The sequence below is a fragment of the Adhaeribacter aerolatus genome, from assembly GCF_007991635.1.
Classification (GTDB): domain Bacteria; phylum Bacteroidota; class Bacteroidia; order Cytophagales; family Hymenobacteraceae; genus Adhaeribacter; species Adhaeribacter aerolatus.
In genome coordinates, this window is the sequence record NZ_BJYS01000001.1 from 446,254 (window position 1) to 466,775 (window position 20,522).

Below are 20,522 nucleotides of genomic sequence, written 5' to 3' on the forward strand. Positions count from 1 at the left end.
GATAAGGAGCCCAGTGCAATCAACTGATACTTACCTTACGGCTCGTGAATAATGAGCATGGGAAGCTTGCTTTGGTAAGTGAGTTGCTCGGAAAAGCTTTGGCTAAATAAATTATGGAAGAATCCGCGTCTTTTCTTCAGAATAGCCAATAAATCGGCGTTTTTCTCAGCCAGATATTTTTTCATACCTTCTACTTCATCCGGGTGAATTACCTCATGAAATTCCAACGCAAAATCGGGCAATTCTTGTCTCAGGCGCTCCCGGAAACGGTTGGCTTTAGATTGCTCGCTGGCTTCTGCGCTTACGTGCACAATCTCGACCTTTGCCCCAAATAGATGGGCAAATTGCAGCACCTGCTGCAAGGCAAAGCTATCTTCCTTTTCGTAGTTGGAGGCATATACCATACGCTGAAAAGGAGCCGGGAGTGCTTTAAGCGGCACAGTAAGGACCGGACATTTTACCCGCTCAATTACCGCAGCAGTGTTACTGCCCACCAATATTTCTTCCAGGGTATTGCCGCCGCCCGTCGAGCCAATTACCACCATATCGTAACCCTGCGTTTCGGTCAGGCGTTTTACTTCATCGCCCAGCAACGATTCCTTTACCAGATAATCTATTTGCAGGTGTTCGGCCCGATGCTTTTCGCTTAAATAATGGCTCAGGGCATGTAGCTTCTCCTGGGCGTGCCGCCGCTGCTCGCTCAACACTTCAGAAGCCACCATCGCCGTTTCGGTGGTATCCAGAATGGGCAGGTGCAGCACGTGTAAAAGCGTAATAGAGGCCCCTACACGGCCGGCAATAATAGCGGCAAACTCAACGGCATTGGTAGCCGCTTTCGAAAAATCAGTTGGGCAGATTATTTTTTTCATAGCTACGGGGCTTAGGTACGAAAGCCAAATTTACACCTGGTTCTGCTATAAATATACGCAGGGATATGAAGTTTATGTTAAATTTTAATAATCACCTGGGTCGAAACATTTGTTGATTCAGCATTTTTACTTTCTCCCAGGACCAATTTTTTTCGGGTTGAATATTTTTATAAGCGGTTCTAAAGTAAGCTAATATCTTGTTTTTAAAAACAGGAGCCGATAAGCTGGAGGCATAAATAGGCCGCTCTGTGGGGTTAGCATACCGCTCGGCTTTGTTTAACGTTGTACCGGCTAATCGCAAAATCGGTCCTGTATCGGTTATGTTTTCGGTCGTCCAGGTTAGGCCGGTCGTTTCAGCATTATTCAACTCGATTACCAGCGGCGCCAGCGAAAGTCGCGGTAAAGTAGGCCGCGAATGAATATCGACCCAGGTCGTATATTTATATTCCAGTTCGTAGCGGTTATTCTGGTACTGGGCCAAAACAATATCGTACCCGCTAGTAACGCTAAAAAGCGCGTAATAATGCACCGGCTCCGGTGTTTGCACGCAAACCAAGCCAATTTCCGGATATTTTTCGACGGTGGTAGCTGAACTATGGATGCGGGCATAATCCCGCATAACCTGGTTGTACTCGGGGTCCCAAACTGCCTGTTCCGTTTCGGGTTGCAACAATATTTTTTCGAACTCCCGCAGGAAAAAATCAAACTTGGGTACCGAGGCAATTACTTCGTTTTCCGCTGTCTCGTCAGCGCCAAAAGGCCGGTAAAAAAGTTCTTTCTCTTTAGCGTTAATCCAACAAACCAATTGCAACGCGTGCCCGGCACCCGTATTAGCTAAGTTTAACTCCCGGAAATCGCCAATTAAAGCAGCTTGCCGCAATATTGCTTCGTAAGCCAAAGCTAATTCGGGGTTTAGTAAGGCCCATACGCCCACAAAGCCATCAATATCAAAATGATTAGCGGTTACAAATTCATAATCCAGGTTCAGTTTAGGCGCGTGGAGGGCGTTAAAAACAATATCGGCGCTGGTATCGCCAGCCAGGCCATCCGGAACAGGTGCGCCCCGCCAGTGCGATAACACTAATCCGTTGGGATGCAGGCTATCTACCACAATGGCTTTATGGTGCTTAACCTGGGTAAAAGGAAGAAAAGTACGATGCATACTATTTAGGCCCGAAGCAGTAATTAGTGATAAGTGATAAGTTTTAAGTAAACCTGTATTGGTTTTAAATTGATCGCTGATAAGTACTTTAACTTATTGGGTAACGGCTCAAAGGTATGAAAGGCATTTAGAAAAAGAGATTTAAAGAAGATTAATGACGTTTGCCGCGGCGGTTTTTGAGTACATCTACATTCTTATTCCGGATCCAGCGGAGGTATTTTTGCAACGGTTCAGCTTCCTGCAGGGCGCTAATGCTCCGGAAACCTCGGGCCAGTTCCTGGTTGGTAAAGTTCAGGTGAATAGTGCTGTGGCAGGGCTGGCATAAATTTACGGTTTCGGTGTGTTTGCCTCCCTCCTGCTTGGGTAGTAAGTGATGCCTCGTTACAAAACTTACGTCGCGGTTACAGAGCCCGCATCTGGCCATTTCTTTCTCTTTCTTTCCCATCTTGGTTAAAACTTAAAAAACAGATTGTGGTTATAGTAAAAAACAAAACACCATCACCGCGGCTGTGTTTGCCGTATACCGCTTAATTTATACGTAGCTTTGCCGGCTGTTATGGCCTACTAATAAAAAACGCTTTAAGTAATAAAATATGTCTACTGTTAATGAGCACTTGCCTTTACAGCACAATGGCGAGAATGCTATTGTACCAAAAAAAGTAATCCGGGAAGGCTGGTTATTGTTCATTCTGGCAGCCATCCAGTTTACCCACATCATGGATTTTGTGATTATGATGCCGCTGGGCCCGCAACTGATGCGGGTTTTTAGTATTTCGCCCAAAGAATTCGGCTTCCTGGTTTCGGCCTACACGTTTAGCGCCGCTGTTTCAGGGTTCATTAGTACGTTATTTATCGATAAATTCGACCGTAAGAATGCTTTACTGGGCTTATACCTTGGGTTTATAATAGGCACGTTTTGCTGCGCTATTGCGCCTAATTACGGCCTTTTACTTTTGGCACGTATCTTGGCGGGGGCTTTTGGCGGGGTAATTGGGGCTTTGGTTTTTGCTATTATCGGCGATGCCATTCCGGAAAACCGCCGGGGCGCGGCCACGGGTAAAGTGATGGCCGCTTTTTCGGTGGCTTCTATTGCGGGCATTCCGGTGGGTTTGTACCTGGCCAGCCGGCTCAATTGGCACGCGCCTTTCTTTCTGCTTACCGGCTTAAGTGTTCTGGTTTTAATTATTGCTTTCCTGGTTTTACCGGCAATGCGGGGCCATTTAACCAATGCGGTTAAAACCAAACCGTTAGCGGTTGTCGGCGAAATTCTGCAGAATAAAAATTTGCTGTGGGCGCTTTCTTTAATGGTAATGCTAACCTTGGCCGGCTTTACGGTGGTACCTTTTATCAGTCCGTATCTGGTTTCAAATGTGGGCTTTGCCGAGGGCGACCTGGCTTATATGTATATGTTTGGCGGACTAGCCTCGGTGATAACCTCGCAGATAGCAGGTCGCCTGGCCGATAAATTTGGGAAGCAGCGCGTGTTTATTTACATGGCCATTTTTTCTATTATCCCTATTTTACTGTTAACCAATCTGCAGCCGGCGCCTCACTTTTTGGTATTGCTGGTTACTACTACTTTCTTTATTGGGTTTGGAGCCCGTTTTGTGCCAGCGGTTACACTTATTACTTCGAGTGTGGCGCCCAAGCTGCGCGGCAGTTTTATGAGCTTTAATTCCTCTATTCAGCAATTGGCTTCCGGGGCTTCAGCTTTTTTATCAGGGTTAATTATTCAGAAAACCACGGCCGGCCCCCTACTGCATTTCAATACCATTGGCATTATCGCTTCGGTAGCTACCCTGCTGTGTATTTTTATTATCCGGCAGTTAAAAGTAGTAAGTTGATGTAATTGTTTTTGTTTTTAGCTCACTGCGTAAAAAAGAGCGGCTGCCCTAAAGCAGCCGCTCTTTTTTATGCAGTGAAATTATTAGTTATTGCTTAGCAGGTTCCTTCAAAGACTGGAACCATGGAATAACTGATTTTAACATAGGCTCGATGCTGCTGCCGTGGGTTCCGCCCTGAATCGGAATAAACTCCAGGTTTTTAGCCCCGGCGGCCACAAATTTATCGTAGGAGTTCTTCGAGTTCTGGTAAAACACCACCGCATCGGCCGTGCCCTGGTATATTTTAGTGGGGCTTTGGGGTACCCAGTTCGTTACAATACTGTTATCTACCAAAGCTTTTTTCAGCGTTAACTCGCCATCTTCCTTTTTCAGGTTAGCGAAGAATTCCGCATTAAATAATTTTTCGGGTTCTTTGGGCAAAGCCCGGTTAATGGTGCCGGCACTGGCAGTCCCGTTAAATAAGCTAGGCATTTGCGAGGCATACGGCTCTTTAAACAATTCGGTTAAAGGGCGGTTCCAGCCGTTGGCCGAATTAAAAGCCTGCAGAATAAAAGCCAGGTAAGATGGGTTCGGATAGGGTTTACCCGATTTAACTTCGGCCAGCATATCGGCTAAATCGTAACCACCGGCGCCAGAAGCCGAGGCGGTAACCGTTAGCTTATGGCTGGGGTTGGTTTCAATTTCTTTTTGTGCGGCCAGGGTTACATAACCACCTTCAGAATAGCCTACCAGAAACAACTGATCGTTCAAAGTTAGGGCATTCTTTTTGGCGTACGACTTAGCAGCTTTTATCAGGTCGATTACCGCTAGTGCCGAATATTGCTGGTTGTAGTACGGGTGAAAAATATCTTTGCTCACGCCGTAGCCAATATAATCCGGTATTACCGTCAGGTAACCAGCCGAAGCGAATAACTCAAAACCCGAAAAGGCAGCGGGGAAATTAGTAGGCGCATCTTGCTGCTCGAAAGTAGTGCCATGATGACCCGATAAAACAGGCATGGCCCCGATTACGTTTTTAGGCACACACATCAGGCCGGAAGCCTTTATTTCTTTGCCCTGGTAGGTAGTCAGGTAGGTTACGTGGTATACCTGAATATCGTTTTTAATGTCATTTTTAATACCCGGATATCCCCGGTTGTCGGCCATTGCCTGTAAAATGGCCTGGGGTAATTCGGTTAAAAGTTTGGCTGTTACTAAGTGGTCCTTTTCGGGGGCGGGTGCAACTGCTTTTGCTTCTTCGCGTTGGCACCCGGTACTTACAAAAAGCCAGAGCAGCAGCAACCACGATAATATTATATTTTTCTTCACGATTTTCGGATTAATTTTTATTCGGAATAAATAGAATAGCTATAAGTTTAAACCGAATAAAAGCTTATAAGTTCCCGCGAAAAAACAACTAACCCGAAATTTTATTAGGCGCTAAAAATAAGTCTGGAGAATGTGCTTTAAAGGTATTTTACAGCCTTGAAGTAGCGGCCATTGGTGCTCCAAATTTATGCGCCTCTACCCGCGCTTTGCCTTTGGGCGATACCGTTAGCTTAAAAATATTATCGTAATCGCTGTCCGTAATTTCTGATATCGGTTTTTTAGCGCCAAAAGCTTCTATGATGGGCAGTACCGTGTTGGAGTGACCAACCACTACTACCGTTTTGCCTTTATATTCCGCCAGTATTTTATCGCGGAGCAAAGTATAAGCATGTGATTCGTAAAACTGAATAGGGCGGCCCTGGGCTAGTGGCGTTATGGTTTGCTGGTTTCGCTTATAAGGTGTTGAGAAAAAGGCATCAACTTTTACATCTTCCAGATAAGCCTTTAAAGCCAGTGCTCTTTTTCGGCCGGCATCTGTTAATTCCGGATCCTGGTCGTTGGAGTTACGGGTGTCTTTTTCAGCGTGCCTGACCACGTAAACCGTAGTAGTTCCGGCCTGCACTGTTGCCAGTTCACGGCTGATTTTTTCTTTACCAGACTGCCGGGCATCCAGATTAAGGTACCCTGTTACTATTAAAACAAAAAGGAGCAAATAACGACCCATCGTAGCAAAATAGTAGATTTGGGTTATAAGCTACTTATTTTCGGGTTAAAACCATAACAATTATTTAATAATTAATTTCAGCTACCTGGTTGTACCACTATAACAAGCACTTTTAAGAAATTACTTTTAGCTAAAAACACACCCGAATGCTTCTTATTTTACATTCGCGAGGCGGGCATAAATTTCCAGCATACCGGCCTGGTCTATTAATGTTTTCTCCCGTTTTTTGCCCAGCAGGTTTTTACTATCGCGTTCCTGTTGCCATACTCGTTCGGCATCATCTATAATAAACTGTAATCTTTTTTTGTTTTTATCTACTTCATACAAGGCCAGATACCCCCGCAGAAACACGGCATTAAACCAGTAATGGTCGGGCAATTTGTTTTTCCGGTAAAAATGCTTTTCAGCGGCCTGCGCAATCCGTTGTGCTTCCTGCAGGTATTTTTTATTTTTAGTAAGGGTATACAGCATTACGTTCGATTGCAGCATGGTACCGGTATTGTAAGTATAGGTCGCCGAGTCAATTTTCAGGCTGGGCAGTTTTACCGCATCGTAATAAACGCCTTCCGGCGCCAGCAGGTACTTGTTTGTCCAGGCGTATAATTCCTGCGCGGTTTCTAAATATCTCTTTTGCTTCGTGGCCTGGTATAGCTGTAAAGCCAGGATAATGCCGGGGCCATTCGAACAGGTATTTTTAGTGGTTTTATCATTTTCGCGCCAGTACAAACCACCACCAGAGGCCGAATCGTACCCCGTCATCATAAACCGGTAAATCTCCCCTGCCAAATCCAGGTACTTTTTATCTTTTGTGCGGGCATAAGCATCCATGTAGGCAATGCCAATCCATTGGTTATCGTCGATGTAGCGGGTATCAACTTTGGCTTTGGCAATTACGGCCTGGTAACCCGGCGCAGGCGGGGTAGTATTGTAATATTGCTGAATAGCTTTCATTACCGGTTCCATATATTTTTTAGCTGGTTCCAGGCGCTCCATTTCGTTGGCGGCCTGAATTAAACCGCATAAAGGCCATAAGTACGAGTAAGGGTTGTCGTTCTTACTTTTATCGTTGGTCTCCATAAATAATCCGGCGGCTGGATTGTAAAATTCTTTATAAATATTATCGTGTATGATTTTTATCCGGCCTTTGTAATCAGGCTGCGCCTGCAGGGTACCAATCAGGAAGAGACAAAAGGACAGGAAAGGCAATATTCTTTTCATAATAAATTTCATCTACCAAATGGTAAATTAAGCTGTTTCGGGTTAAATACATGGTGTTTCTTTGAAAAAAAGCGAGGCGGGTTAAAACCACATTTGCCTAGCTCAACTTCTCCGCCTTTCCTTTCGCGCAGCAATTTCTTGCATGGCCAAATGGCACTACTCATCTTACCCTAAGTTATTTTAGCAGCGCTAACTTTTAAGGCAGAAATTTTAACCTTCCGGCGGTTCGCTTATCTTTGCAGGATGCAGCTAAAAAACGATTTGCTTTTACGCGCCGCCCGCGGCGAAAAAACAGAACGCACGCCCGTATGGCTCATGCGCCAGGCCGGACGCATTTTACCCGAGTACCGCGCGGTGCGCAGCAGTGTAAGTGGTTTTAAAGAACTGGCCGAAACGCCCGAACTGGCCGCCGAGGTAACCATTCAGCCGGTTGATATTCTGGATGTAGATGCCGCTATTATTTTCTCGGATATTCTGGTGGTACCCGAAGCCATGGGCTTGCCTTACGATATGATTGAGCAACGGGGCCCTTCTTTTCCGAAAACCATCCAGAGTTTGGCCGATGTAGAAGAACTGCGGTCGGTGGATGCGCACCTGGAACTGGAATACGTATACGAAGCTATCCGGATTACGAAAAAAGCCCTGAATGGCCGGGTGCCGCTGCTGGGTTTTGCCGGCGCTCCCTGGACTATTCTGGCTTATATGGTGGAAGGGCACGGCTCTAAAACCTTCTCCAAAGCCCGTAAAATGCTTTATACCGAGCCCCAACTGGCCCACCTGCTGCTGCAGAAAATAACCGAAACCACTATTAAATATTTAAAAGCCCAGGTAGTGGCCGGAGCCAACCTGGTGCAAATATTCGATTCTTGGGCAGGCATTCTTTCGCCGGCCCAATACCGCGAGTTTTCCGGACCATATATTAACCAGATTTGCGCTGCCATTACCGAAGTACCGGTTACTGTATTTGCCAAAGGTGCCTTTTTTGCCTTGCCGGATTTTGCTAATTACCCTTGCAGCGTCGTTGGCCTGGACTGGAATATGGATATTGCTACGTCGCGGCAAGCCGTTGGCCCAGATAAATCCTTGCAAGGCAACCTGGATCCGTGTGCCCTGTACGGCTCTTTCGACCAGATTAAAGCCGAAACCCACAAAATGCTGCAGGCATTTGGCCCCGACCGGCACATTGCTAACTTAGGCCATGGTGTTTACCCGGACACGGCGCCGGATAAAGTTCGGTGCTTTGTGGAAAGTGTTAAAGAATACCGGCATCAACCTGAGTAATGGCAATAGCTGTTATTAACAGCGGTATAAATTTGAATCAAACCAAAACCTAATGATTCCGGTACAATACGCTTTATCTAAGCTAATATTTTCATGCACGACGAACACGTTAATCCTTGGCAAACGCTCTCTACACAATCTGTTTACGATAACCCCTGGATTAGCGTACGCGAAGACCAGGTCATAAACCCCAAAGGGGGCCGGGGTATTTACGGGGTGGTGCACATGAAAAACAAAGCTATTGGCATTATTCCTATTGATGCCGAGGGCAATACTTACCTGATTGGGCAATACCGCTATGCGCTGAATGAATATTCCTGGGAAATACCCATGGGCGGTGGCTTAATCGAAATTGATTTGCTCGAATCGGCGAAGCGGGAACTGAAAGAAGAGACCGGCTTTACGGCCCAACGCTGGACGAATATTGCCCGATTGCATACCTCCAACTCCGTTACCGACGAAGAAGGCTTTGTTTTTCTGGCCGAGGATTTAATAGCCGGCGAAACCGAATTTGAAGAAACCGAAGACCTCAAAATAAAAAAACTGCCTTTTGCCAAAGCCGTGCAGATGGTAATGAATAACGAAATTACCGACTGCATCAGCGTGGCCGGTATCTTAAAAGCCCATAAAATACTACGCGAGCGGCACCCGTAAACAGGCAAAAAGCCGCAACCTGGAATTTTTGGGCCTGACCTGTGGTTTTAACTACATTATTCCTATTTTTGAGGCTGATGAGATTTGTAGTTGCGATATTCCGGAAAATTTATGCTGCCTGGTGCGTGGTTTCTTTCCTGCTGCCGTTTTTCCTGTTTTATCCGCTTTTCCTGCTCTTTACCTCCCGCCCGGCCTGGTACCAATATGCGCATACCCTAAACCGGCTTTGGTCGGGTTTGCAGTTACGCTTGTACGGCCTGCCGGTTACGATTAAAGGTCGCGAGCACTTAAACTCCAACACCACTTACGTTTTTACGCCCAACCACAGCTCGTACATCGATATTCCGCTGCTGCTGCAAACTATACCGGGTTTTTTAAACTTTGTAGGCAAAGAAGGTCTGGCCAAAGTGCCTTTGTGGGGACCTATTTACAAAAAATTATACATTACCGTCGATCGGCGCAACCCGGTAAGCAGTGCGCGCTCATACATCCGTTCTAAAAGAACCGTAACCGAAGGCCGCAGCATTGTTATTTTTCCGGAAGGCACCATTGCCGAAACAGCCGGCGTAGAAATGCTGCCCTTTAAAGACGGACCTTTTAAATTAGCCATCGAAACCCAAACGCCACTGGTGCCCGTTACCATGCCGTTTAACCACATTTTTTTACCCGATGTAGATGGCAAATTTATTGTGCGGTGGCATCCGCTTAAAATGATTATTCACGAACCCATTTCTACCGTAGGACTTACCCTGGCCGATTTGCCGGCCCTGAAAAATAAAACTTTTACCCTCATTCAAAACGAACTAACCAAACACGTACATGAACATCGATATACAAACCATCCGGAACCTAGCACACTTAGCCCGTCTGGAATTTGACGAAACCAAAGAGCAGGAAATGATGCAGGACCTGAACAAGATTCTGGACTGGATGGATAAACTGCGCGAACTGGATACCTCGGCGGTAGAGCCTTTAACGCACCTGTCAGAAGAAGTAAATGTGCTGCGCGAAGATATTGCCCATAATGCCATTTCCCACGAAGAAGGTTTGCGTAATGCTCCGAAAAAAGATTCCGATTATTTCAGGGTACCCAAAGTACTGGACTAATATTCCGGAATAAGATTAACCAGCTTAGATGAATATTTCTCTTTTTAGTAATGCCATGAATAAGGATACCCGGTATCCTTTTCTTTTTTTAGTATTTACCACCCTCGTAGCCTTGGTGGCGGCCATCTATTATTATTTTATTGGCGATGACCTGACGGTGCCCTGGGAAATAATTACCGAAGCCGAAGCCGTTAATTTACCCGTAGACCGCATTCAGGTGCTGCTACAGGAAATTCCGGTACAGCTGAAAGGGTTTGTTATTACCGAGCACTTTGAAGCCGGATTGCCGCGGCCCAATCTGGTAGCGGCTAACCTTTTCCTGGCTATTCTGGCCATTAGCCTTATATATTTCCTGGCACTCATCAGCACGTTCCGGCAGCTCGCCTTTTTTGCGGCCATTTTGCTGCTCATGCTGTTTTTAACCACCTTTAATTTCGATTTATTAGGCATTTTCGGCAGCCAGGAGCAATATTTATTAATTTCTATTATTACCCTGCTGGGTGGCACCACTTTTTTGCTGCAGGCTTTTTTTACGCAGGTTACTTTTACCTGGCGATTAATCATTTTCACTTTCCTTGTAGCCGGTATTGGTATTTTTCTGTATGTCGTATCGCCACTTACGCCCAACCAGGTTACGCTGCACTTATTGCATTACAGTTCGGCGGGCGGTATCGTGGCCGCGCTGCTATTTATTTTCTGGGTTTCATTCGAAAATATTCATGGGCTGCTCTGGTTTAATACCCAGGCCGAAAACCCGGCGCGCCGGTTTGGCTTGTGGCAGTTTTTGCTGATTTGCGGCCTGTATTTATTTAACCTGATTCTGCTTTACGCCCGCATCGCCGACTTATTCAAAGTAGAAATTTTGCTGCTCAATAGTTTCCTCATTTTGCTGTTTTCGGCCTTTATTGGTTTCTGGGGTACGCAGCGGCGGGAAAAGGTGTACGAGAACTGGTTGTCTTTTCAGAACGGCGCTGCTATGCTGTACCTGGTACTGGCGGCTATTACTTTCCTGAGCATCGGCTATGCCTTTGCCACCGCCAACGATGCGCTGGCCCGCACCTTTACGGACCTCATTGTTTACACCCATTTGGCTTACGGACTTATTTTCCTGGTTTATATTCTCATTAATTTCGGGCGGCTGATAAACCAGCGGCTGCGGGTATACCGGGTGGTATTTCAACCTACTGTTATACCGTTTTACACGGTATATATCATGGGTACCATTTTACTCGTGGCTCTTTTATTCCGGACCAATTATGCTACTTACGACCGGGCCGTAGCCGGCTATTATAATTACCTGGGCGATTTTTACAAAGCGACCGACAGCGATATTCTGGCGCTGAAGTTTTATTCGGAAAGCAGCGTTTATGAGCACAACAACGTAAAAGCAGCTTATGCCCAATCGGCCATTTACCGCGAAAAAGAGTATGTACAAAGCGAAATAAACCAGCTAAATGAAGCTTTAAAACTTTATCCCAACCCCAAATTATATATCCGCCTCGCCAATAAATATCCCGATCGGCAACATTTCTTTAACCGCATGTTTTCTTTAAAAGAAGGGCTGCGCAAATTCCCAAACAATGTACCGCTTTTAAATAACCAGGCCTTGGTTTACGCTTCTATCCCCATGGTCGATTCGGCAGATTATTTCTTTGACCAGGCTGTGGCACAAAACCAATGGGAAAGCACGATTACGAGTAATAAGCTGGCTTTTTACCTTTTGAGCGGGTTGGGCAAACAAGCCATAGCGCTGGCCCGGGAACAAGATGCCGTGCAACACCTGCCCCTGACCAGTAACCTGCTGCTGCTGGAAAGCTTTACAAAACAAAAGCTAAAGACCGAAAACTTAACTTTACCTACTGCAAGAATATTAAGACCCGAAGATTTTACGGGCTTTTACCACGGCATCCTACAGAACCGGATCCCGGCAAATAAACAAGCGCTGGATAAAATAAACACCTACCTGGCCAGTGAAGAAAACCAGCAATACCACCTGGATTTAAAACTGATGAAAGCCCTGGTGCAGCAGCGCCTGAACCAAACTTTGGCCGCCCGCACCACCCTCGAAAACCTGGCCGGTACCGAAGAAAATTATTCGGCTTACCTGCTGGATTTAATTGGCCTGCATTTGCTGGATCAGAAACTATACCGGGCGGCGGCCAACCACTTTGAGCAGGCGCAGGCCAAAGGCTTACCCGATGCGGCGTTGCACTACCTGTACGCACTGGCCTTCTTACCCGACCGGGCCACAGACGCATTGCTGCTAGCCGGCCAGTTAGCCGAATCGGAAAACCCGGCGGTGGCAGCCCAGGCCAACCAGCTAACTTTTTTAATGCAGGCCTCGCCGGCGCAGGTAGTAATTAACAACAGCGATACCGCTAAGGTACAGTACCTGCAGTTAAACCAATATAACAACAGCCTGACCGGCGAAGAATTTGCGGCCATTGCCAGTACGGTTAAAAACCCGGACCTGAAAAAATTAGCGCAGAAAAAATTGGCCGCTTACCACGTGGCTTACCAGAACTGGCCCGCGGCCATGCAAACCCTGGAAATGCTGCTGCCCCAGTTAGATCAGGAAAACAAAGTATTATCGGAAGCAAACGTGCTGCAAGCCGAAATAATGCTGCAAAACAACCAGTTGCCGCAATTGGAAAAAGCTTTGTCGCGGATGTATTTCCAGGGACCGGACTTGCACCTGAAGAAATATTACCAGGCGGCTTTAGCCGAACGCACCGGCAAAATACAGGAGGCCGGTAAATATTACAACCAGGCCATTACGGCCATGCCTTACCACGTACCAGCTGTACTGGCGGCCGCTAATTTTTTCAGCACCAAGGTATCGCGTAAAAACCAGGCTTACGATATTTTACTCAACAGCATTACCTACAATCCAAACGAGCCGGAAGTATATAAAGCTTATATTTTGCAAAGCGTAGAAGTAGGCTACGGCGGTTTCGCTGAAACCGCGCTGGAAGAACTGGCTAAACTAGTTTCGCCCACCGAGCTGACTGCTTTCCGGCAGGAATACGAAGCCAAAGTAAACCAAAGGCTGAATTCTTTAGGCATTGGTGGTCAGTAAAAGGCAGTACCCAGCAGGCACCGGCAAGTTTTAGCCCGGTTTTTTTAACTTTAGAAGCTAAAACTGTATCTTGCAGAAAGTAACGGCTTTTAGCAATGAGCAAATCCCTTATCCTGACACAAGACTTATCGCGGGTTTATCGCATGGGCACCGAGACCATTCATGCCCTGCGGAGTGTTTCGATAGAAATTGCGAAAGGCGAATACGTGGCTTTTATGGGTCCGTCGGGTTCCGGTAAATCAACGCTCATGAATATAATCGGCTGCCTCGATACGCCATCGGGCGGCAAATATATCCTGAACGATAAAGACGTGAGCAACATGACCGATAATGAACTGGCCGAAGTCCGGAACAAAGAAATTGGTTTTGTTTTTCAAACATTTAATTTATTGCCCCGTTCCACGGCGCTCGAAAACGTAGCCCTGCCCCTGGTTTACGCAGGGTACGGCAAAACGGCCCGGAACGAAAAAGCCATGCACGTGCTGGAAAGTGTAGGCCTGGCCGAGCGGGCCAAACACAAACCCAACGAGCTATCGGGTGGGCAGCGGCAACGGGTTGCCATTGCCCGGGCACTGGTAAACGACCCCAGCATTATTCTGGCCGACGAACCTACCGGTAACCTCGACTCCAAGACCTCGTACGAGATAATGGATTTGTTCGAAAACCTGTACGTCAAAGGCAATACCATTATTATGGTTACCCACGAAGAAGATATTGCCAAATACGCACACCGCATAGTGCGGCTGCGGGACGGCCTAATCGAAACCGACCACCTAAATACCGAAATAGCTACCCACCACGAACACGCTTAACAGCGCCTTTGTTACCGGCTACTTTATTAGCCACGACCTCAGAATTATGAAAATATACACCCGAACCGGCGACCAGGGTCTTACGTCGTTAATTGGCGGCACCCGGGTTCGCAAATCGCACCTGCGCATTGATGCTTACGGCACCGTAGACGAACTGAATTCCTATATTGGTTTGGTCAGCGACCAGCCGGTAAACGCCGCGCGCCTTACTATTCTGCGGGAAATTCAGGACCGGTTATTTACCATTGGCGCTACGCTGGCCTCCGACCCGGAAAAAGAAACCAAGAGAATACCGGATCTGCACGAAGCAGATATTACGTTGCTGGAAAAGGAGATAGATGCCATGAACGCCGAAATCCCGCCGCTGAAAGTATTCGTATTACCCGGTGGGCACCAATCGGTTTCTTTCTGCCACGTGGCCCGTACGGTTTGCCGCCGCACCGAACGCCTGGTGATTGCCTTGCAGGAAGAATCGTTTGTGGCAGAACTGGTAATTAAATATTTAAACCGGCTTTCTGATTATTTATTTGTGCTGGCCCGTAAAATGGCGTACGAACTCGGGGCCGAAGAAATATCCTGGAAACCGCGCCTGTAACATAATTAAATAAAAATATTAGTTTTACAGCGTAAACCGCTTTCAGTTAAAGCCGTAACTTTTAATATATCATTTATAATTCATAATTAGCTATGCTTTCGACCCAAACCATCCATATAGAGAAAACAAATAATTCACGGTTGCCGGAAGTTGATTTCAGCAACTTAGAATTTGGCCAGACCTTTTCCGACCACATGTTTGTATCGGATTTTGTTAACGGCGAGTGGCAGGCCCCGGAAATTGTGCCTTTCCAGAACTTTAGTTTAAGTCCGGCCAACCCGGCTTTGCATTACGGCCAGGCCATTTTCGAAGGCCTGAAAGCTTATAAAAACGAAGACGGCGAGATTAGTATATTCCGTCCCCAGGCCAACCTGCGCCGGATGAATGTATCGGCTGATCGCTTGTGTATGCCGGCTTTTCCGGAAGATGTTTTTATGGAAGGTTTAAAAGAATTGTTGCGCCTGGATGCGGATTGGATTCCGACCACAACGGGTAGTTCACTGTATATCCGGCCATTTATGTTTGCCACCGGCGAATTCCTGGGGGTAAAACCTTCCGATACTTACCGGTTTGCCATTATTACCTGCCCGGTTAACGCGTATTATTCTATGCCGCTGCGCGTGAAGGTAGAAGAAACTTTTGCCCGGTCGGTAGAAGGCGGATTTGGGTTTGCCAAGGCCGCCGGCAATTACGCCGGTTCGCTGTATCCGGCTAAAAAAGCCGCCGAAGAAGGCTACCACCAGTTACTCTGGACCGATGGTAAAACCCATGAATATTTTGAAGAATCGGGTACCATGAACTTAATGTTCATTATCAACGACAGGCTTATTACCCCGGCTTTAAGTACTTCTATTTTAGCCGGTGTTACCCGTGATACCATTATTCAGATAGCCAAAGACCATGGCTTACCAGTAGAAGAGCGGAAGGTTTCGGTAGCAGAGGTAATGGAAGCGGCCCAGAACGGCACCCTACAGGAAGCGTTTGGTTGCGGCACTGCTGCCGTTATATCGCACATCCAAACCATTGGCTTCCGGGGTACCGACTTTGAATTACCACCAATAGATCTCCGTAAATATTCCCCGCGGTTGGCCCAGGAACTAAACGACATCCGGGTTGGCAAAAAAGCCGATACCCACGGCTGGGTAGTAAAAGTATAATTGAAGTTTTAAATAATAAGTTGTAAGTAGTAAGTATCAGTCAGGATGGCGCTTACTGCTTACAACTTTTGCTTTTTACTGGAAACAGTTTTAACAGTAAACAGTTACCAATTATCAATTAACAGTAAGTCCGAACTACTTACAACTAAAAGCTAACTACTAAATACTAAATACTAACAACGCAAAAATGACCCAAGACCAGGTAAAAGAATTAAAAAGCCGCGCAGAGGCTTTGAGGAGGTATCTTTGACTACGATGCCAAAAAAGAAGAAATAAACGAAAAAGAAAAAACCACTACGGCACCGGGCTTCTGGGACGATCCGAAGAAAGCGGAAGTCTTGTTAAAAGAAATTAAGGCTACCAAAGTCTGGACCGACCAGTACGAAGCAGCCGAAAATGCTGTTTCGGAATTCGAGGTGCTGTTCGATTTCCACAAAGAAGGCGATGTGTCGGAAGAAGATATTCAGCAGGAATTTGCTAAAGCCGAGGCCGCTATTGAGCAACTGGAATTTAAGCGGATGCTCAGTAACGAAGAAGACCAACTCAGTGCCGTGCTGGAAATAAACCCTGGCGCCGGTGGCACCGAAAGTCAGGATTGGGCCGAAATGCTGATGCGCATGTATATTATGTGGGCCGAAAAACATAAATATACTGTACGGCAGCTAAACTACCAGGCCGGCGATGGGGCAGGTATTAAATCGGCGACCTTAGAAATTAACGGCGACTTTGCCTACGGTTACCTGAAATCCGAGATTGGCGTGCACCGGCTGGTCCGCATTTCACCGTTCGACTCCGGTGGTCGGCGGCATACGTCTTTTGCTTCGGTGTTTGCTTACCCACTCGTCGACGAAACCATTAATATTGAGATAAACCTGGCCGATATTGAGTGGGATACTTTCCGCTCGGGTGGTGCAGGCGGCCAGAACGTAAACAAAGTAGAAACGGCCGTGCGACTGAAGCACAAACCTTCAGGTATCGTAATAGAATGCCAGATAGAGCGCTCGCAGCTGATGAACAAAGAGCACGCGATTAATATGCTCCGCTCCCGCCTGTACCAGATAGAAATAGATAAACGCAACGAAGAACGCGATAAGCTCGAAAGCACCAAAAAACGCATCGACTTTGGCTCGCAAATCCGGAACTATGTGCTGCACCCTTACAAGCTGGTTAAAGATTTACGCACCAGCCTGGAACGCTCCGATGTGCAGAATGTGCTGGACGGTGATATTGATGATTATATAAAGGCTTTCTTAATGCAAAGTTAACACATAATATGCTATGAATTAGCACTTTACCAATCAGGTAATAAAATTACAATTTGTAATTTTATTACCTGATTCTTTTTTTAGGCCCCAGTGGTTATATTTTTTTAAATTTCTTATGCATTCTGAACCCGCTATCGCAAAAAATTCACCATTAAGCCCCTTCTGTTAAATAAGTAAAAAATTTAACTATTTCTATACCTTTTTAAACCAAAGGTATCGCCAAACATTTGGTTATTAAGAGATTCCTCCTTAATATTGAAGAATTTCTATACTAACATCCACAAACAAACGAACAAACAAACAAATGAAAAAACTCTTACTTTTGAGTCTTTTCCTGTTCACTGTGCTTTTTCAGGAAGCATGGGCTCAGAACAAGACCGTATCGGGTACAGTTACCGATGACATCAGCAAGCAAGGCCTGCCGGGCGTGACGGTACTAGCCAAAGGAACCCCGGTTGGTACCTCTACCGATGTAAATGGCAATTACACCTTATCAGTACCGGCAAATGCCACAACCCTGGTTTTCAGCTTTATCGGGTACACCACTATCGAACGTGCAATTGGTAACGCGTCTTCTATTAATGTAAACATGGGCGTAGATGCCAAGCAACTGGGCGAAGTAGTAGTGGTAGGTTACGGAACGCAGCAAAAGCGGGATGTTACGGGCTCTATATCGCAGGTTAAAGGCGAAGAAATTGCCAACCTGGCCACGCCCAGCTTTGATCAGCAATTGGCTGGCCGGGCTTCCGGCGTGCAGGTGCAAAGTTCTTCCGGTATTCTGGGCTCTCCGCCCAATATCCGCATCCGGGGCGTTAACTCTATCAGCACGGCGGCCGGCGGCAACAGCACCCCGCTTATTGTAATTGATGGCGTACCTTCTTTTACCGGTAATTTTGGCACATACACCCCCGCCAACGTTTTGGGTGATATTAACCCTAACGACATCGAATCTTTTGAAATTCTGAAAGATGGGGCTGCCACTGCTATTTATGGTTCCCGGGCATCTAACGGTGTAATTTTAATTACTACCAAAAGAGGTAAAGCCGGACAGGTAAAATTTAATTACGATACTTATGCCGGTTGGGCCAAAGCTACCAAACTACACAATTTGCTAAATGCCGAACAATTTGTGGAAATTAAAAACGAAATGTCGCGCAATGCCAACCCTACTGCTCCCCTGCCGGCCGTATTAGGTACCGACGACACCAACTGGAACGATTATGTGTACCGGAACGGATTCCAGCAGAACCACAGTTTCTCGGCCACGGCCGGTTCCGAAAATACCAAATATTATGTTTCCCTGGGTTTCACCGACCAGGAAGGTATAGCCGTTGCGAATGATTTAAGACGGTATACGCTCCGTTCTAACCTGGACCAGAAAGTAACCAAATGGATGAATTTTGGCATACAGGCGGGCCTGTCGCGCCAGGAAAACAATGGTACCTTAACCGATGCCAACTCTTTATCGGGTAATACTTTTTCGGTTATCCGGATGCTGCCTAACGTGGCCGTTTACGATAAAAATGACCCTACTGGTTATAATCTCGATGATTCAAACCCCAGAACATTGGGCCGGGGCGCAAACTTAACTACCATTGCCAATAATATTCCGAATGTAATATTTGGCCTGGAAAACAATGTACGGAAAGCAACCACGCACCGCATAATCGGCAACACTTTCCTGGATTTTAAATTAATTGATAATTTAAAATTCCAGACTTTAGGCGGCATTGACTTAAGCTTTACCGATGACTTCCAGTTTCTGGATCCCCGCCACGGCGATGGCCAAAATGCCAATGGTATTTTAAATCAGATTTATTCACCAACTTCCCGCTGGAACTGGCAGAATATTTTATCTTATAACAAAAGCATCAACGGCATGCATAATTTAGATGCCACGTTGGTTGCCGAGTATACCAAATACAAAACCTCCTATTTCCAAGCATCGGGTTCTGGTATTTCTGATAGATTATACAAAGAAAATATTATCAGCAATACTATTACCAACCAGAATATTTACGGCGATCAGGAAGAGAATGGCTTATCGTCTTACCTGGCCCGTCTGAATTACAACTTTAAAAACAAATATTACCTGGGTGCTTCTATCCGGGCCGATGGTTTATCTAAACTTTCTCCGGAGAACCGCTGGGGTTACTTCCCGGGGGCATCTGCTGCCTACCGTATTTCAGAAGAAGATTTCTTTAAAGGTTTAGGTGGTGTAAATAATTACATCAGTGATTTACGGATAAGAGGTAGCTACGGCGTAGTAGGTAACAGCAATATAGTTGGTGGTAATTACCCTTACCTGGGCTCTTATGGTCCGGCCCAGTACGGCTCGCAGGCTGGTATTGGTTTCAGCAATACCGGAAATCCGCTTTTAAAGTGGGAAACCCAGAAATCTTTTGACATTGGCGTAGACCTGGGTTTATTAGATAACCGTTTTAACTTCGAGTTTGCTTACTGGAAAAAAGATAACGACGATATTGTATTAGGTGCGCCTACTCCCCCTTCGTTGGGCGTACCAAGCAACCTGATTTACCGGAATATTGGCGGGGTATCTAACAATGGTTTAGAGTTTACGCTGAGCGGTGCCGTATTAAACACGGCTAATTTAAAATGGAATACCAATCTAAATTTCTCTACACAACATAACGAAGTTACCGGCTTGGTTAATGGCCAGGATATTTTCCTTACCACTACTTCTGGTATTTATACAATTATGCGGGTAGGCGAGCCGGTTAACGCCATTTACGGCTACCAGTACGAAGGCGTAAATCCGGCTAATGGCAACCCACTTTACCGGAAAGGTAACGGTACTTTAATTCAGGGCAATATTAATAACAGTACCTACGTAGGTTACGATCCGGCTAATCCGGTGGCTTTGGGCGCGGCTTCTTCTCTATCGCCTACCGAAGACAAAAAAATTCTTGGCAATAGCTTACCTACCTGGTTTGGTGGATTTGACAATACGTTCAACTACCGGAATTTCGATTTAAATATCTTCTTCCGTTTTTCCGGCGGCAACAAAGTGTTTAACCGTACCCGGGCTGATTTATTAACCTCTTTGTTTGAAAATAACAGCACCGAAATATTAGGCAGATGGCAGAGCCCAGAAATACCAGGTGACGGTGTTACGCCAAGGCTTTATACCAACCGTAACTCCTTTACTAACCTGGAAAGCGAAGCCTCCAGCCGGTTCACCGAGAGCGGTAATTTTTTAAAGTTAAATAATATTACACTAGGTTATACCCTGCCCGAAGGAATTTCTAACCGGGTAAATATTAACCGCTTACGTTTATTCGCCCAAGCCCAAAATATCTGGACCCTGACGAACTACACCGGTCTGGATCCGGAAAATTACACCGGTATCGGGGTAGATTACAATTCTAACCCGCAGCAAAGTGTACTAACCTTTGGTTTAAACTTAGGCTTTTAATTATTAAGATT

At 46.1% G+C, this 20,522-nt stretch carries 17 protein-coding genes; 11 read left to right on the top strand and 6 right to left on the bottom strand.

Annotated elements, in window-relative coordinates; genetic code table 11:
- Window positions 1–35: 35 nt before the first annotated feature.
- From AAE02nite_RS01885 to AAE02nite_RS01895, 3 genes are all read right to left on the bottom strand, one after another.
- Window positions 36–869: a universal stress protein gene (locus AAE02nite_RS01885; RefSeq protein WP_146894728.1), complete on the bottom strand. Its 834-nt coding sequence runs from the start codon at window positions 867–869 to the stop codon at window positions 36–38.
- 91 nt (window positions 870–960) lie between these two features.
- The gene (locus AAE02nite_RS01890) at window positions 961–2,031 is read right to left on the bottom strand and encodes a DUF6687 family protein (protein WP_146894729.1); all 1,071 of its coding nucleotides are present in this window, start codon (window positions 2,029–2,031) and stop codon (window positions 961–963) included.
- A gap of 151 nt (window positions 2,032–2,182) precedes the next feature.
- Complete coding sequence (locus tag AAE02nite_RS01895; protein ID WP_146894730.1) at window positions 2,183–2,476, bottom strand: HNH endonuclease family protein; 294 nt, start codon at window positions 2,474–2,476, stop codon at window positions 2,183–2,185.
- A 148-nt stretch (window positions 2,477–2,624) separates the two neighbouring features.
- Here AAE02nite_RS01895 and AAE02nite_RS01900 point away from each other — a divergent pair, with 148 nt between their 5' ends.
- On the top strand, window positions 2,625–3,875 hold the full coding sequence (locus tag AAE02nite_RS01900) for an MFS transporter (protein WP_146894731.1): 1,251 nt from the start codon (window positions 2,625–2,627) through the stop codon (window positions 3,873–3,875).
- Window positions 3,876–3,962: 87 nt separating this feature from the next.
- Here the strand turns inward: AAE02nite_RS01900 and AAE02nite_RS01905 are convergent, their stop codons facing one another.
- The 3 genes from AAE02nite_RS01905 to AAE02nite_RS01915 form a co-directional block, all read right to left on the bottom strand.
- Window positions 3,963–5,183: a lipase family protein gene (locus tag AAE02nite_RS01905; protein ID WP_146894732.1), complete on the bottom strand. Its 1,221-nt coding sequence runs from the start codon at window positions 5,181–5,183 to the stop codon at window positions 3,963–3,965.
- 148 nt (window positions 5,184–5,331) lie between these two features.
- Window positions 5,332–5,907 (bottom strand): SixA phosphatase family protein, encoded by a 576-nt coding sequence (locus tag AAE02nite_RS01910; RefSeq protein WP_146894733.1) that lies wholly within the window; start codon window positions 5,905–5,907, stop codon window positions 5,332–5,334.
- Window positions 5,908–6,060: 153 nt separating this feature from the next.
- A complete protein-coding gene (locus tag AAE02nite_RS01915; protein WP_218033424.1) occupies window positions 6,061–7,137 on the bottom strand; it encodes a glycoside hydrolase family 76 protein in 1,077 nt (358 codons plus the stop codon).
- A 231-nt stretch (window positions 7,138–7,368) separates the two neighbouring features.
- Between AAE02nite_RS01915 and hemE the strand changes: the two genes are divergently transcribed.
- The 10 genes from hemE (at window position 7,369) to AAE02nite_RS01965 (ending at window position 20,511) form a co-directional block, all read left to right on the top strand.
- Window positions 7,369–8,406 (top strand): uroporphyrinogen decarboxylase, encoded by a 1,038-nt coding sequence (gene hemE, locus AAE02nite_RS01920; protein ID WP_146894735.1) that lies wholly within the window; start codon window positions 7,369–7,371, stop codon window positions 8,404–8,406.
- Between the two features lie 93 nt (window positions 8,407–8,499).
- Window positions 8,500–9,060, top strand: a complete 561-nt coding sequence (locus AAE02nite_RS01925; protein WP_146894736.1) for an NUDIX domain-containing protein — start codon at window positions 8,500–8,502, stop codon at window positions 9,058–9,060.
- A 77-nt stretch (window positions 9,061–9,137) separates the two neighbouring features.
- The gene (locus AAE02nite_RS01930) at window positions 9,138–9,938 is read left to right on the top strand and encodes a lysophospholipid acyltransferase family protein (protein ID WP_146894737.1); all 801 of its coding nucleotides are present in this window, start codon (window positions 9,138–9,140) and stop codon (window positions 9,936–9,938) included.
- Entirely contained in the window at window positions 9,880–10,167 is a 288-nt protein-coding gene (gene gatC / locus AAE02nite_RS01935) for an Asp-tRNA(Asn)/Glu-tRNA(Gln) amidotransferase subunit GatC (RefSeq protein ID WP_146894738.1), read from the top strand. Before AAE02nite_RS01930 ends, gatC begins: the two co-directional genes overlap by 59 nt.
- 28 nt (window positions 10,168–10,195) lie before the next feature.
- Complete coding sequence (locus AAE02nite_RS01940; protein ID WP_146894739.1) at window positions 10,196–13,246, top strand: tetratricopeptide repeat protein; 3,051 nt, start codon at window positions 10,196–10,198, stop codon at window positions 13,244–13,246.
- Between the two features lie 95 nt (window positions 13,247–13,341).
- A complete protein-coding gene (locus AAE02nite_RS01945) occupies window positions 13,342–14,058 on the top strand; it encodes an ABC transporter ATP-binding protein (protein ID WP_146894740.1) in 717 nt (238 codons plus the stop codon).
- Window positions 14,059–14,104: 46 nt separating this feature from the next.
- Window positions 14,105–14,653: a cob(I)yrinic acid a,c-diamide adenosyltransferase gene (locus AAE02nite_RS01950; protein WP_146894741.1), complete on the top strand. Its 549-nt coding sequence runs from the start codon at window positions 14,105–14,107 to the stop codon at window positions 14,651–14,653.
- 92 nt (window positions 14,654–14,745) lie between these two features.
- Entirely contained in the window at window positions 14,746–15,810 is a 1,065-nt protein-coding gene (locus AAE02nite_RS01955; protein WP_146894742.1) for a branched-chain amino acid aminotransferase, read from the top strand.
- Window positions 15,811–15,997: 187 nt separating this feature from the next.
- A protein-coding gene (gene prfB / locus AAE02nite_RS01960; protein ID WP_146894743.1) for a peptide chain release factor 2 occupies window positions 15,998–17,075 on the top strand; the annotation gives its coding sequence in 2 pieces (ribosomal slippage) (window positions 15,998–16,057 and window positions 16,059–17,075; 1,077 coding nt in all).
- A gap of 304 nt (window positions 17,076–17,379) precedes the next feature.
- Complete coding sequence (locus AAE02nite_RS01965) at window positions 17,380–20,511, top strand: SusC/RagA family TonB-linked outer membrane protein (RefSeq protein WP_146894744.1); 3,132 nt, start codon at window positions 17,380–17,382, stop codon at window positions 20,509–20,511.
- The last annotated feature ends 11 nt before the right edge of the window (window positions 20,512–20,522 follow it).

Bases quoted from the DNA above. Each gene is read 5' to 3' on its own strand.
- AAE02nite_RS01885 (WP_146894728.1), bottom strand. From the start codon at position 869: ATGAAAAAAATAATCTGCCCAACTGATTTTTCGAAAGCGGCTACCAAT.
- AAE02nite_RS01890 (WP_146894729.1), bottom strand. From the start codon at position 2,031: ATGCATCGTACTTTTCTTCCTTTTACCCAGGTTAAGCACCATAAAGCC.
- AAE02nite_RS01895 (WP_146894730.1), bottom strand. From the start codon at position 2,476: ATGGGAAAGAAAGAGAAAGAAATGGCCAGATGCGGGCTCTGTAACCGC.
- AAE02nite_RS01900 (WP_146894731.1), top strand. From the start codon at position 2,625: ATGTCTACTGTTAATGAGCACTTGCCTTTACAGCACAATGGCGAGAAT.
- AAE02nite_RS01910 (WP_146894733.1), bottom strand. From the start codon at position 5,907: ATGGGTCGTTATTTGCTCCTTTTTGTTTTAATAGTAACAGGGTACCTT.
- AAE02nite_RS01915 (WP_218033424.1), bottom strand. From the start codon at position 7,137: ATGAAATTTATTATGAAAAGAATATTGCCTTTCCTGTCCTTTTGTCTC.
- hemE (WP_146894735.1), top strand. From the start codon at position 7,369: ATGCAGCTAAAAAACGATTTGCTTTTACGCGCCGCCCGCGGCGAAAAA.
- AAE02nite_RS01925 (WP_146894736.1), top strand. From the start codon at position 8,500: ATGCACGACGAACACGTTAATCCTTGGCAAACGCTCTCTACACAATCT.
- AAE02nite_RS01930 (WP_146894737.1), top strand. From the start codon at position 9,138: ATGAGATTTGTAGTTGCGATATTCCGGAAAATTTATGCTGCCTGGTGC.
- gatC (WP_146894738.1), top strand. From the start codon at position 9,880: ATGAACATCGATATACAAACCATCCGGAACCTAGCACACTTAGCCCGT.
- AAE02nite_RS01940 (WP_146894739.1), top strand. From the start codon at position 10,196: ATGAATATTTCTCTTTTTAGTAATGCCATGAATAAGGATACCCGGTAT.
- AAE02nite_RS01945 (WP_146894740.1), top strand. From the start codon at position 13,342: ATGAGCAAATCCCTTATCCTGACACAAGACTTATCGCGGGTTTATCGC.
- AAE02nite_RS01950 (WP_146894741.1), top strand. From the start codon at position 14,105: ATGAAAATATACACCCGAACCGGCGACCAGGGTCTTACGTCGTTAATT.
- AAE02nite_RS01955 (WP_146894742.1), top strand. From the start codon at position 14,746: ATGCTTTCGACCCAAACCATCCATATAGAGAAAACAAATAATTCACGG.
- AAE02nite_RS01965 (WP_146894744.1), top strand. From the start codon at position 17,380: ATGAAAAAACTCTTACTTTTGAGTCTTTTCCTGTTCACTGTGCTTTTT.